9 protein-coding genes are annotated in these 13512 nt (G+C 53.4%); 7 read left to right on the forward strand and 2 right to left on the reverse strand.

The window, feature by feature from the left end; genetic code table 11:
- Positions 1 to 45: 45 nt before the first annotated feature.
- The 7 genes from ACS5NO_RS27250 to ACS5NO_RS27280 all read left to right on the forward strand — a co-directional run bounded on the left by ACS5NO_RS27250 (position 46) and on the right by ACS5NO_RS27280 (position 11464).
- Complete coding sequence (locus ACS5NO_RS27250; protein ID WP_439418058.1) at positions 46 to 1185, forward strand: acyltransferase family protein; 1140 nt, start codon at positions 46 to 48, stop codon at positions 1183 to 1185.
- Between the two features lie 11 nt (positions 1186 to 1196).
- Positions 1197 to 2156, forward strand: coding sequence for a metallophosphoesterase family protein (locus ACS5NO_RS27255; RefSeq protein WP_439418059.1), 960 nt, complete (start codon positions 1197 to 1199; stop codon positions 2154 to 2156).
- 106 nt (positions 2157 to 2262) lie between these two features.
- Positions 2263 to 4137 carry a hypothetical protein gene (locus tag ACS5NO_RS27260; protein ID WP_439418060.1) on the forward strand — a complete coding sequence of 625 codons (1875 nt, stop codon included), beginning with the start codon at positions 2263 to 2265 and terminating at the stop codon, positions 4135 to 4137.
- Positions 4138 to 4260: 123 nt separating this feature from the next.
- Positions 4261 to 6690 (forward strand): hypothetical protein, encoded by a 2430-nt coding sequence (locus ACS5NO_RS27265; protein ID WP_439418061.1) that lies wholly within the window; start codon positions 4261 to 4263, stop codon positions 6688 to 6690.
- Between the two features lie 142 nt (positions 6691 to 6832).
- Positions 6833 to 8392 carry a calcineurin-like phosphoesterase C-terminal domain-containing protein gene (locus ACS5NO_RS27270; RefSeq protein WP_439418062.1) on the forward strand — a complete coding sequence of 520 codons (1560 nt, stop codon included), beginning with the start codon at positions 6833 to 6835 and terminating at the stop codon, positions 8390 to 8392.
- Positions 8393 to 8600: 208 nt separating this feature from the next.
- On the forward strand, positions 8601 to 10073 hold the full coding sequence (locus tag ACS5NO_RS27275) for a CoA-acylating methylmalonate-semialdehyde dehydrogenase (RefSeq protein WP_439418063.1): 1473 nt from the start codon (positions 8601 to 8603) through the stop codon (positions 10071 to 10073).
- A gap of 32 nt (positions 10074 to 10105) precedes the next feature.
- On the forward strand, positions 10106 to 11464 hold the full coding sequence (locus tag ACS5NO_RS27280) for an aminotransferase class III-fold pyridoxal phosphate-dependent enzyme (RefSeq protein ID WP_439418064.1): 1359 nt from the start codon (positions 10106 to 10108) through the stop codon (positions 11462 to 11464).
- Here the strand turns inward: ACS5NO_RS27280 and ACS5NO_RS27285 are convergent, their stop codons facing one another.
- Together ACS5NO_RS27285 and ACS5NO_RS27290 are read right to left on the reverse strand one after the other, a co-directional pair.
- Positions 11465 to 12445 (reverse strand): Gfo/Idh/MocA family protein, encoded by a 981-nt coding sequence (locus ACS5NO_RS27285; protein ID WP_138992466.1) that lies wholly within the window; start codon positions 12443 to 12445, stop codon positions 11465 to 11467.
- 117 nt (positions 12446 to 12562) lie between these two features.
- Positions 12563 to 13381 carry an HpcH/HpaI aldolase family protein gene (locus ACS5NO_RS27290; RefSeq protein ID WP_439418065.1) on the reverse strand — a complete coding sequence of 273 codons (819 nt, stop codon included), beginning with the start codon at positions 13379 to 13381 and terminating at the stop codon, positions 12563 to 12565.
- Positions 13382 to 13512 lie beyond the last annotated feature (131 nt).

Here is a 13512-nt window from a genome sequence, read left to right on the forward strand (position 1 = left end):
TAAAAATACCACTGGCTTTCAAAGACTTTTTCAACTTCCGTTTCGATGACCTCTCCAACGAACCAGTTGCCCCCGCCTGCCCATTCCCTGGAGTCATCACCAAACCGGTTGATCTCGCTCGATGCCCTGCGTGGTTTTACGATTGCCGCCATGATTCTGGTGAATTTTCCGGGCGATGGCGACCAGGTTTACTTCCAGTTGCAGCACACCAAATGGAACGGTTTGTCGTTCACCGACCTGATTGCACCGGTTTTCCTGTTCATCATCGGCGTCTCCATCACGCTGGCGTATGCGAAACGGCTGGAACGGGGTGATCCCAAAGGAGAAATGTACCAGAAAATTGTGATTCGTTCGCTGAAGATTTTCGCCGTTGGGATGTTCCTCAACCTGCTGCCCACTTTCAATTTCTCAGACATCCGCTGGACCGGCACGTTGCAGCGAATTGCGCTCGTATTTCTCCTCTGTGCCTTTCTTTTTCTGAATACCAACTGGAAACAGCAGGCCTGGATTGGCGCCATAACGCTCCTGCTATACTGGCTGGCTCTGACGCAAATTCCGACACCCGGCATCGGAAAAGTCATGTTGGAACCGGGGGTGAACCTCGTGGCCTGGTTCGATACGCAGTTTCTACCGGGCCGCATGTGGCAAGGCACCTGGGACCCCGAAAGCATTCTGAGCACCATCCCTTCGGCGGTTTCCGGCATCACCGGTATGCTGGCGGGCCGCTTGATGATCAGCTCGTTAACCCAAAACGAAAAAGTAAATTACCTGATGACGGCCGGTTTGTTCACAGCCGCACTCGGTTTCCTCTGGAACCTGACGTTCCCCGCCAACGAAAACCTCTGGACGAGTTCGTTCGTGTTGATCACCTCCGGGTTTGCCGCCTTGTTGCTCGGTGCGGTGTATTTTCTGGTAGATATTCTGGGCAACACGCAGGGTACAAAACCCGGTATTATTTTCGGAGCCAACGCCATCACGGTTTTTGTGCTGGCGGATGTTCTTTCCATCCTTTTCTACTACCTGAAGTTTGGCGGTCACTCCTTAAACGAACATGGTGTGACGGCTTTAAGCGGTCTGGGATTTGATCCGCGACTGGCTAGTATGCTCTATGCCCTGTTCTTTGTTTGTGTCAATTTCATACCGGCGTATCTGCTCTACCGGAAAAAGATCTTTATCAAGCTTTGAAAGCATTCGACATGAAACGTTTTCTGGTCAATTTTTCAATTCTTTGTCTGATTACTACCCTTTCGTTTGCGCAATCGAAAGGCGTTAAAAAGGTAAAAATCGGGATGTTTTCCGATGTGCACATTCCCACGATGCACGACGGCGAAGCCCGGCTGACGGCTTTTATGGACAGCATGAAAACCGCCAAACCGGACTTCATCATCGAACTCGGTGATTTTGGGATTCCCGCCGAAAAATACGCCCCGGCTTTTGCGATCTGGGATGCCTATCCCGGCCCCAAATACCACCTCATTGGCAACCACGAAATGGACGGCGGCACCTCACTCGCGCAGGCGCTGGCTTACCGAAAAATGACGTCTTCGTATTATGCCTTTGATCAACAGGGCTTTCGCTTCATCGTACTGGATGGTAACGACAAAAAATCTCCGGAGTTGAAAGGCTATCAGGAACACATTGGAATCGTTCAACTGGCCTGGCTGAAAGAAGAGCTTGAAAAGGCCACCTCCCCCATCATCATCTTCTCCCACCAGGGCCTGGGGCTCGACGGCGTCGATAATGCCGCCGAAATCCGAGCGATGCTGGAAGCGCACAATGCCCAAACCAAGAAGGCCAAAATCATCGCCAATTTTTACGGTCACATCCACTATGACCGGGCCGAAGAAGTGAACGGCATCTGGTACATCTGTATCAACTCCATGTCTTACAAATGGCTGGGCGAAGAATACGGTCACGTTCGGTACAGCGCCGAAATCGACAAAAATTTTAAATGGATTAAATACACCGCGCCTTACAAAGATCCGCTGTATACCGTCGTCGAAATTTCGACCGATGGCGTAATCAACATCGCCGGTAAAAAATCCGAATGGGTTGGTCCGTCGCCCTGGGATGTGGGCTTTCCTGACAAAAACAAGGCGTATGACCGACCCGAAATCCGGGCCAAAAAGCTGCGCTTTTCGCCTGTAAAACTTTAACGAAACCCCTAAATCCGTAACGACGGCCCGGCCCTAAAGGGGACTTGGACACAGAATTATCCAGATTTAAAAGTCCCCTTTAGGGGAGGGGTGCAATCCTAAAAGTATGACTTTCAGAAACCCTTTACCTTACATTGCATTCTTTTTGTTTTTTAGCTTTACCTCTCATTCACAGACCGGCAGCCCTGCCGAACCGGTGCGGTACATCGGTGGCGAAACCGTCGATCCGAGTGTTCACGAAGGGCGTCTCCGGTATGCCGTTGGCGTGGAAAGCCGTCAGACGTTGCGCGTCAATCGCGCCCATCCCGAACTGGCCGATGATCACGGCTGGACCTACAACCACGCTTCCAATCTGTGCTACTGGAACAACACCTTTTACCAGCAATACCTGAGCAACCCGGTCGATGAGCACATTGCGCCCGGTCAAACGCTGGTGATCACCTCCAAAGACGGTCGGCAATGGGGCAAACCCGAGGTCGTTTTTCCGCCATACGTTCCGCCAACCGGCGTTACCATTCCCGACAGTTCCAACGGGTACATGATGCACCAGCGCATGGGGTTTTACGTCGCTCCCAACGGTCGGCTGCTCGTGCTGGCGTTCTACGGGCATACGGAAGATCCGTTCGGGCAGGGCGGTATTGGCCGGGTGGTTCGGGAAGCTTACAAAGACGGTACTTACGGGCCGATCTACTTCATCCGCTACAGCAGTCACCCGACCCTCAACGGCATCCGATGGAACGAAACCAACACCAGTTATCCCTTCTACAAAAAAGCCACGGATACCGGTTTTCTGGACGCCTGCAACGCGCTATTAGCCGACAAACTCATGACATTTCAATGGTGGGATGAAGACCGGGGACTTGACGGTTTTTATGGCGGCAAAAAAGCCCGGGAAGCCCTGTCGTATTACCACCGGAAAGACGGCAAGGTGGTAGCCTTGTGGAAACGGTCGCACAGTGCCCTGTCGTCTGACAATGGCCTTACCTTTTCCGATCCGGTCAAGGTGCCGACGCTCATTATGGCGGGTGGAAAGCAGTGGGGACAACGCACGGACGATGGCCGGTATGCCATTTGCTACAACCCCATCGAGATGGATGAACACCGGTTTCCGCTGGCCCTGATCACCGGCGATGACGGCATTCTGTTTGATAACCTGCTGATTGTTCAGGGGGAAGTGCCGCCCCGTCGGTTTTTCGGTCGCTGGAAAGACTTTGGCCCCTGCTACGTGCGCGGCATTGAAGAAGGCAACGGCAACCCGCCGGGCAACGACCTGTGGCTGACCTACAGCATGAACAAGGAAGACATCTGGATCAGCCGGGTTCCGACACCGGTGCGGTATGCGGTGAGCGGCCCGGTTGCGGATTCTTTCGACGGTTTGATCCTGAATGGCGGGGTTCCTGACTGGAATATCTACGCGCCGAAATGGGCCCCGGTTTCGGTGGTCAACACACCGGGCGCGACCGGCAAATGCCTTGAATTATCCGACAAAGACCCTTACGATTACGCCCGGGCGATTCGGGTGTTTGAAGAAGGAAACCGCATTGAAATGAAGCTGAGAATCCGGGCTTCCCAAAATACAAACGGCACGCTGGAAATCGACCTGACCGACCGCTACGGGAACCGCCCCGTCCGGCTGCGGTTCGATGAAAAAGGGAATATTGTAGCCACGGACGGCAGTACCGAAAAACGCCTGCAAGCGTACAAACCGGGACAATGGTATGACCTCACGTTCACAGTCAACGCCAGCCTTAAGGGAAGCTTCGATCTGAGCATCGACGGCAAAAAGGTACTGGAAAAAGCCGCACTGGCTGAAGCGGTAAAATCAATCGAACGGCTATCGGTTCGGACAGGCTCCTACCGTGATTTACCCAACCGGAAAACACCCAACGAGGAGCCGGGGCCTCCCCTGCCGGGTGCCGATGAAGCCGTGACACCCGCCGTCTATTACCTGGACGATGTAACGGTTAAACTTCTCAAGTAGCCCGCGGTTTTAACCGTGGGGTATTAAACCCAAAGTGACAACCGTTTAAACGCTTTTGGTAGTGGAAGATGACGAAGAATCTACCTTTACAATGCTTATTTCCTAACCCTTTGAATGAATCACATGCGTACGTGGATATTCTTCTTTTTCATCCTGCTCACGGTTTCCGGCCTACTATCCATTCCGGCCAAAGCAGACCCCATCGACCTCACCAAAGCGCAGATTTACTGTCCGGTAAAAGACCCCAGAGTGCTGCTCCGAAGCCTGGAAATCCTGCAACAGGAAGTGGGAAAACGGAGTCAAATTCAGTGGTCCGTCGTAAAGAAAATCCCCAAAGCTGGACAAGCAGCCATCTATGTAACCACCGAAAAAGAGCTGGCCGCACTTCCGGAACCGCTTCGTTCGGCCGCGAGCAGGATGCCCGCTACCCGAAGCGAAGGTTTTAAATTGGTGATTGAGGAAAGCAACAATACCGTCCTGATTGTGGGGCATGATGCACGGGGCTTGCTGTATGGCGTGGGGCGGTTGTTGCGCAAACTGGACATGCGGCCCGGCAAAATCACGATTTCCGGTGAAGCGTCGATTGCGACCAGCCCGAAATATCCGATTCGGGGACATCAACTCGGGTATCGGCCGAAAACGAATGCCTACGATGCTTTTTCGGTGGCTCAATTTGATCAGTACATCCGGGACCTGGCGTTGTTTGGAGCCAATAGCATCGAAATTCTGCCCCCACGAACGGACGACGATTTTACGAGTCGGCACATGAAATTGCCAGCCATTAAAATGATCGCCGAACAGTCCCGGATTTGCCGGGAATACGGCCTGGATGTCTGGATGTGGTACCCAAACCTGGGCAAAGATTACGTCCATCCTGACTCCATTCAGAAGGAACTGAACGAACGGCATGAAATTTTCGCCACCGTTCCGAAGCTCGATGCGGTGTTTGTACCGGGCGGTGATCCCGGCGATCTCGAGCCGGACGTGCTGTTTGCCTGGCTCGAAAAAGAAGCGGCTGTGTTGACTAAATACCATCCCAAAGCCAAAATCTGGGTTTCTCCGCAAGTGTTCCGGCCTACACAAGCCTGGTTCGACGCCTTTTTCAAGCACGTCAACAAAGACTATTCCTGGTTCGGCGGGGTGGTTTTTGGGCCTTGGGTGAAGATGACCGTGCAGGAAATCCGAAAGGTGGTAAAACCGTCGATCCCGATCCGGCATTACCCCGACATCACCCACAACTACAGTTCGCAGTACCCGGTGCCGCACTGGGATCTGGCGTGGTCGATGACCAGTGGCCGCGAGAGCATCAACCCGCGACCCCACGACGAAAAAGCCATTCACAATGCGCTCGACGAATTTGGCGCGGGCAGTATCAGCTACTCGGAAGGTACCAACGACGACGTCAACAAGTTTGTCTGGAGCGATCAGGACTGGAATCCCGAAACGCCGGTCATCGAAACCCTGCGCGATTACGCCCGTCTGTTTATGGGTCCGGACTTTACCGAAACCGTTGCGCAGGGGCTGCTTTCGCTGGAACAAAACTGGCGGGGTAATTTGCTCACCAATCAGGCTGTTTACCAGACACTGATGCAGTGGCAGGCGTTGGAAAAGCAGGCTCCACTTCCTGTTTTGCAGAACCCCCGGTTTCAGATGGGCCAGATTCGGGCTTACTACGATGCCTACACGAAACGACGACTTTTGTACGAAACGGAACTGGAACAACAGGCGCGGGATGCTTTGGCTGGTGCCGAAACGAGCGGTTCTTTACCAGCCATCAAGCGGGCGAACGAGATTCTGGAAAAAGCCTGGAAAAACCGTATTCTGCCGGAATACCGAACAAAATGCTTTGCCCTGGCCGACTCCCTTTTCAAGTCGATCGGTGCGCAGTTGACGATGGAAAAGCACGGTGCGATGTCGGGACGCGGGAATTTCATCGACAACATCGACATCCCCCTCAACGACTCGCCCTGGCTACTGGATCAGATGGCGAAGATTGAGAAACTGTCCGACGAGAACGCAAGATTTCTGAAAATCAAGGAAATGCTGCACCGCACCGACCCCGGCCCCGGCGGTTTCTATGACCACCTGGGCGCTCCGGAAAGTTGGCACCGGGTGGTTTCGGGCCTAAGCTGGGAAGCCGACCCCGGCAGTTTGAAATCGCCCCGGATTGGGTTCGGCGTGGGATTGGTCGGGGTCGAATGGGTGGATGAAATCAAGGCAACGGGTTTTAAAGGACAGATTACACCCCGGGTCTGGATGAAACAGGCCAAGACATTGTATGACCAGCCGTTGAAAATTGCTTATGACGAGCTCGACCCGACGGCTTCTTACCGAATGCGGATTGCCTACACCGGCCGGTTTCGCTCCCGCATGAAACTGACGACGGACGACGGATCGGTGATCCACGATTTTATTCAAACCGGCGAGCAACCAATCTACGAATTTGATTTGCCACAAGCGGCTTTGTCAGACGGAAAAGTAACGTTTATCTGGACCTGTGGAGAAGGTGAGCGCGGTTCGCAGGTGACGGAAATCTGGCTCATTCGGAAGTAATGATACAAAACCTGTAAGGTCTTGAAGATCTACAGGTTTTTGGTGGTGTCTGGTGATCCCGATAGAATCACACCTGCAAGGTCTTCAAGACCTTACAGGTGTCTGTTAGCGTTTTTTGGTAGCCCATTAATTATCTTAATGCATGAACTCTATCCTGACGGTTTCCGCCCTTTTGCTACTGCTGACGCAATTTGTCAACGCCCAAACCACCGCCACCGGAACGGTGTACAAAGACCTCAACAAAAACCGCATCCGCGACAAAAACGAACCGGGACTAGCCAACGTCTGTGTATCGAATGGTAGGGAAGTTACCACAACAGACAAGTCTGGCAAATGGAACCTTGCGACTGGCGACGACACTGGTTTTTTCGTCATCAAACCCGCCGGTTTTGGTGTTCCGATCAATGGCGATCAGATTCCGCAGCACGCGTATCTGCATAAACCCAATGGTTCGCCGGCCACCCAGACAGAAGGCGTCGCCCCCACCGGGCCATTGCCGAAATCCATCGATTTTCCGCTCTGGTCGCAGAAAGAAGAAAAGCAGTTTTCGGCCCTGTTGTTCGGTGATCCGCAGGCCCGGGGCATGACCGAAGTGAACTATGTCCTGCACGATGTGGTGGAAGAATGCATCGGCACGTCGGCGAAATTTGGCCTTTCCCTCGGTGATATCGTCGCTGACGACCCGAATCTGTTTGCCCCGATCAATGCTGGTATTGCCCACATCGGAATCCCCTGGTATACGACCTTCGGCAACCACGATTTCAACCGGGGTGCCACCGACGACCGGTTTAGCGACGAAACGTTCGAGCGGTTTTATGGCCCAAGTTCCTACGCCTTCGAGTACGCTCAGGTGGCGTTTATCGTCCTGAAAAACATCTATTTCAATGCGGATGGGAAGTACAAGGCGCACTTTGTCGAATCGCAGTTCGATTTTGTCCGCAATTATCTTTCCCATGTACCGGAAAACAAGCTGGTGGTGCTGGTGATGCACGCGCCGATTGTGATTTGCGACAACCGCAAGGAGCTGTTTAAGATCATCGAAAACCGCCCCCATCTCTTTTCCATTTCCGGTCATACGCACACGATGGCGCACCTTTTCGTGGATGAAAAATGGGGCTGGACGGGTGCCAAACCGCACCACCATTTCATCAACGCGACGGTTTGCGGAAGCTGGTGGGCGGGAATCAAAGACGAAACGGGAATCCCGCACGCGACCATGAACGACGGCGCACCCAACGGCTATTCCCTGCTGACCTTTGACGGCAATCAGTATTCCATCCGGTTTAAAGCCGCCCGCCGACCGGCTGATTACCAGATGAATATCTACCTACCGGAAGAGCAAGCCCAATCCGCCTGGGATACGACCCACGTCGTTGTCAATGTGTTTGCCGGATCGTCCCGCTCGAAGGTGGAGATGCAACTTGCCGGACAAACCAACTGGATTCCCCTGGCATTTACCCCCGCGCGCGACCCCGCCGTTGGGGCCATGCACCAGTTAGACCCTTACCTCGACGCCACCGTTGACGGCACCAAAGTTGAAAAGTTTCTGGGCTGGAAAATGGACGAACCGGAGCTATCCAATCACATCTGGCGGGGCGTCCTGCCAAAAAACCTGCCAGCGGGAACCCACCGGATGACGGTCCGGACCACGGATCAGTTTGGACAAACGTACACGGCCCACCGGCTTTTCCGGGTAAAGTAAGGCGAATAGAACACAGAACCGTGACGGCGGACCGTTGAGACAAGAGAAGTGAGAATAAGGAGTCAATTGTTGACACTTTTTATTCTCACCTCTTATTTCTATGCTCTTACCTCGTTAGTCATATCTGGCCGGAATTTTGCTTTATTCTTTAATTAGTTGTAATATTTACTGTTGTAGACTTTTCTGCCCCTTAACCGTTCTGGAAAGCATGGATACGCTCACGTTAAAATATCCGAAAGTGCAGCAATTCATCAATGGACACTTTGTCGATTTCCCTGATGACCCGTATCTGGAAGTGATTTCACCGCTGGACGGCTCGCTGCTCTCCACGGTTCCGCTGAGTACTGCCGAAACCCTTGATAAAGCCGTGCAGGCGGCCAAAACCGCCTTTCCACTCTGGTCGGCCATCCCGATCAAGGAGCGCGTTCAGGTGTTTTACGAGTACATGAATTTGCTGAAGAAAAACAGCCGTGCGCTTTCCGAACTGATCTGTGAAGAAGGGGGAAAAACGTTGATCGAAGCCCGGGCCGAAATTGACAAGAGCATCGAGCTGACCGAGTTTGCCTGTTCATTGCCCCAGATGATCGGCGGTGAAGTGCTGGAAGTCAGCCGGGGCGTCGAGTGCCACAGCGAACGGTATCCGCTGGGTGTCGTCGCCAGCATCGTTCCGTTCAACTTCCCGAGCATGGTGCCTCATTGGACGATTCCGAACGCGCTGGTATTGGGGAATACGATGGTGATCAAACCGTCGGAGCAGGTACCGCTGAGTGTCATGCGGATTGCCGCCCTGCTGAAAGAAGCCGGTTTGCCCGATGGCGTTTTCAACGTCGTCAACGGCGATAAAACCATCGTGGAAGCGATTTGCGATCACCCGGATATTGCGGCCATTTCCTTCGTCGGCTCGACCAAAGTGGCCAAACTGGTTTACACCCGCGGCACGGCCAATCTGAAACGCGTGCTGGCGCTGGGCGGTGCCAAAAACCACCTGATCGTGTTGCCCGATGCCGTTCTGGACATGACGGCATCCAACATCGTGGCTTCCGTAACGGGTTGCTGCGGCCAGCGGTGCATGGCGGCTTCCATCATGCTCGGCGTTGGCGAAGTCGACCACATTGTCGACCAGATTTGCGAAGAAGCGCAGAAAGTGATTCCGGGCCAGAATCTGGGCGCGGTTATCAGCCAGCAGTCCAAAGACCGAATCGAAAACTACATCACGGAAGCCGAAAAACTAGGCGCTCGTATACGGGTCGACGGTAGAAATACCGTTGTTTCCGGGAAAGAAGACGGTTATTATGTCGGCCCCACGATCATCGACAACGTAACGGCGGATATGGCCATTGCCCGGGAAGAGGTTTTCGGGCCGGTTCTGGCGATTGTCCGCACCCAAACCGTATCGGAAGCCCTGACCATTGAAAACAGCAATCCGTACGGAAATGCTACCGGCGTTTTTACCCAAAACGGTAGTGCCGCCCGGTATGTGGCCGAAAGAGCCAGCACCGGCATGGTGGGCATCAATATCGGGGTGCCGGTTCCGCGCGAACCGTTTTCGTTCGGCGGCTGGAACGAATCGAAGTTTGGCGCGCTGGACATTACCGGCAAAAGCTCGATTGAATTCTGGACCAAACTCAAAAAAATCACCACCAAGTGGAACGCCGAAGCAGGCGTCAACTGGATGAGTTAACTGATCATTTCCCCTGTAAATCCATACCCCTCATGATCGCAGATTTCGCCACCGTTTCGCAGGAGGAAAGAGACGAAATTCTCCGGAACAACTTTGATTATACCCTCTTTTCGTGGTCGAAACAAAAAGGACTTAGTCCCCTGAGCATTGAGCGGGGCGAGGGGGTTTATCTTTATGACCACGACGGAACCCGGTTTCTTGATTTTTCATCCGGCTTGATGAATGTCAACATTGGCCATGGGAATCAGCGGGTTACGGAAGCTGTGGTTCGCCAAATGCAACAGGTGAGTTACGTTACACCCAGTTGTGTGACCAAAGTGCGGGGGGAGTTGGGTAAAAAACTGGCCGAAATTTGTCCCGGCGATTTGAACAAAGCTTTTTTTACGGTTTGCGGAGCCACGGCCAACGAAAATGCCATCAAACTGGCTCGTTTATATACCGGTCGGCACAAGATTCTGACCCGCTATCAATCGTTTCACGGCGCTTCCTACGGGGTCTTTTCGGCGGGCGGTGATCCCCGGAAACTACCGGTCGATTCGCAGCAGGCCCCGAATTTTGTTCACATCGACATTCCGAATGCCTACCGCTGGCCCCACGCACCGGAAACGCTGCTGCCCGAATCGGTGGCGCAACTGGAACGCATCATTGCCTACGAAGGTCCCGACAACATTGCCGCGATCATGCTGGAAGGCGAATCGGGCACCTCCGGCTGTCTGAAATATCCGGACGGTTATCTGGTTGAAGTCCGAAAAATCTGCGATCAATACGGTATTCTGCTGATTATCGACGAAGTCATGAGCGGTTTTGGCCGCACCGGAAAATGGTTTGGCGTCGATCATGCCGGCGTCGTTCCGGATCTGATGGCGCTGGCCAAAGGCGTGACTGCTGGGTATTTGCCGCTGGGTGTGCTGATGGTTTCCGACAAAATTGCCGCCCGCTACGACGATGCGATGCTGCCCCTGGGACTCACCTATTCCGCCCACCCGGTTCCGTGCGCGGCTGCGCTAGAGGTGATCAAAATTTATGAAGACGATCACCTCATCGAGAACACCGTTGCGATGGGAAAATACATCGAGGAACGCGTCGCAGAGATGAAATTAAAACACGTTTCCATTGGCGACTTCCGGAATACCGGCTTGCTGGGTTGCCTGGAACTCGTCAAAAACCGTATTACCAAAGAACCGATGGCTCCGTTTAACGCCAAGCCGTCCGAAATGGTCGTCATGAACAAAGTAGCCGCCAAATTGCGCGAACTGGGCCTCTACACCTTCGTGCGGTGGAATCTCGTCTTCCTGGCTCCTCCCCTTTGTGTGACCCGCGAGCAGATTAACGACGGATTGGCGATTATCTCCGAAGCCCTTAAAATCGCCGATGCGGAATGTTTTGCCTGATTATTTCGCTGTAATCCAATCCATAATCAAATTGGCCCGCGCTCCGGTTTCGCCCGAACTCGGCGACTGGCCTTCGCCCCGCAATTGCTGAACAATGGTCTCGATCAGGGGCTGTTGAACGTGGGGCGGATAGGGTAGATTATATTCCTCCACCCCGGCTGCCGTTTCGACCTTGATGGTAAATTTCTCGAAGAAATGAAACGTAATTTTCCCCTCAGAGCCAATCAGTTGCGCTTCGTCGATGCGCTGTTCTTTGTTCACGGTATAACACCAGCTTCCGGTGCCGAGAACGCCGGATTCAAATTCGAAATTGGCAATTACAATGTCGTCGGCGTTGTAGAGTCCGGCCTGATTCCGGGCCATTCCACGGGCGGTTTTGACCGGTCCTAAGGCAAATTCCAGAAAATCGAACTGGTGCGACGCCAAATCGTGGAAATGGCCTCCACCGGAGATTTCCGGAAAAACCCGCCAGCGGGGTTTTGCATCCGGCCCCACTTCTTCCGCATACGGCTGCCAGTGCAACTGAATGTTAACCAGCCGGATGTCGCCAATCACCTTCTGATCGATCAGTTCTTTCACCTTCAGAAAGTAGGGCAACGACCGGCGGTAAAAGGCGACAAATACCGGTAAACCGGTCTCCTGCCCCATCTGATTGATGGCGTCGCATTCTTCCCAGTTCCGGGCCATCGGTTTTTCGATGTAAACCGGTTTACCCGTCCGCATGGCGCGAATGGCGTAATCGGTGTGAACATCCGGGGGCGTGGCGATGTAAATGGCGTTGACCTCCGGGTCGTTGATCAGGTCATCTACATCGTCGTACCAGCGTGGCACGCCGTGGCGCATGGCGTAATCGGCGGCCAGTTCGCCGTCTCTCCGCATCACCGCCACCAGCGACGAATTGGGCACTTTATTAAAAGCCGGGCCGCTTTTGACTTCGGTCACATTACCGCAACCGATAATTCCCCATTTGATCTGATCCATCATACGTTAATAAGGTTTGTAAACCCGGAATTTACTGATGTAGGACGCTCACTTTTGCCCCTCAATCCCCTAGAGGGGCAAAAAGCGAATGCATTAATTAAAAAAACACGCTCGTTTTTAAATAACGAGCGAAGAACCGTCCTCCGTCGTCGCATCGTCGCCGACGGCTTTTTTAATTGTGCCAATATCTTGGCGCAACCGCTGCCCAAACAGCGCGACGTCGAAACTATGCACGATGATATTGACGCCCTGCTTCACCCAATACACCTGCCGTTCCGGCGACTGCGAAAAGTGGATACCAATGGAAAGGCCCTTATTCCGCGTCGTTTGGATAATTTTCCGCACAGCCGCTTCAAAATCCGGGTGATCATACTGCTCGGGAATGCCCAGACTGACCGACAAATCGTGCGGACCGATAAAAACCGCATCCAGACCCGGCACCGACAGCAGGCTGTCCAGCCGTTCCAGTGCCGGAACGCTTTCGATGTTGGCAATGCAGATGTTTCCGGCGTTGTGGGCGTCGATGTATTGCTTCAGGTCGTCGGGCATTTGCTCTTTTCCGCTCAGAAACCGGGCCAGTCGTTCGCCTTTAAGGGGTCGGTACTTCGTGGCACCCACCAGATCGATAATCTGATCGACCGATTCGAGATACGGCGCAATCACTCCCACCGCCCCGCCATCGATCACCTGACAGGCCAGGTACGGATCGGGCTTCGGAATGCGGACGATGGGCGTAATGTGATAGGCCCGGAAAATCTGACACAGACGGGCCAGTTCAGCGCGGTCCAGCGGAATGTGTTCGGTATCCAGAAAAACGAAGTCGAGACCGGCGCGTTGCAGCGTAACCGGCCACATGGGTGCCGTGGAGGTGATACAGGTACCGTAGACGTTATGCCCGTTTTTTAATTTCTGAAGTAACGTTGAATGCGACGCCATGATCTTCTTTTTTTCAAATGTGGTGTGAACCTACCCTACCCGCTTAACCGCGCACAGGTATAGTACTTCTTAGTCTGCAATTCCGACTATTTTGCAGGGAATTATTTATAGAATAGTGGCCTTTTTTGCAA

It is taken from the genome of Larkinella fluvii (assembly GCF_051857545.1).
Lineage (GTDB): Bacteria > Bacteroidota > Bacteroidia > Cytophagales > Spirosomataceae > Larkinella.

What these genes read in the sequence shown, in the direction of transcription:
- ACS5NO_RS27260 (WP_439418060.1), top strand. Translation starts at nt 2,263, where the DNA reads ATGACTTTCAGAAACCCTTTACCTTACATTGCATTCTTTTTGTTTTTT.
- ACS5NO_RS27285 (WP_138992466.1), bottom strand. Translation starts at nt 12,445, where the DNA reads ATGGATCAGATCAAATGGGGAATTATCGGTTGCGGTAATGTGACCGAA.
- ACS5NO_RS27280 (WP_439418064.1), top strand. Translation starts at nt 10,106, where the DNA reads ATGATCGCAGATTTCGCCACCGTTTCGCAGGAGGAAAGAGACGAAATT.
- ACS5NO_RS27250 (WP_439418058.1), top strand. Translation starts at nt 46, where the DNA reads ATGACCTCTCCAACGAACCAGTTGCCCCCGCCTGCCCATTCCCTGGAG.
- ACS5NO_RS27275 (WP_439418063.1), top strand. Translation starts at nt 8,601, where the DNA reads ATGGATACGCTCACGTTAAAATATCCGAAAGTGCAGCAATTCATCAAT.
- ACS5NO_RS27290 (WP_439418065.1), bottom strand. Translation starts at nt 13,381, where the DNA reads ATGGCGTCGCATTCAACGTTACTTCAGAAATTAAAAAACGGGCATAAC.
- ACS5NO_RS27265 (WP_439418061.1), top strand. Translation starts at nt 4,261, where the DNA reads ATGCGTACGTGGATATTCTTCTTTTTCATCCTGCTCACGGTTTCCGGC.
- ACS5NO_RS27255 (WP_439418059.1), top strand. Translation starts at nt 1,197, where the DNA reads ATGAAACGTTTTCTGGTCAATTTTTCAATTCTTTGTCTGATTACTACC.
- ACS5NO_RS27270 (WP_439418062.1), top strand. Translation starts at nt 6,833, where the DNA reads ATGAACTCTATCCTGACGGTTTCCGCCCTTTTGCTACTGCTGACGCAA.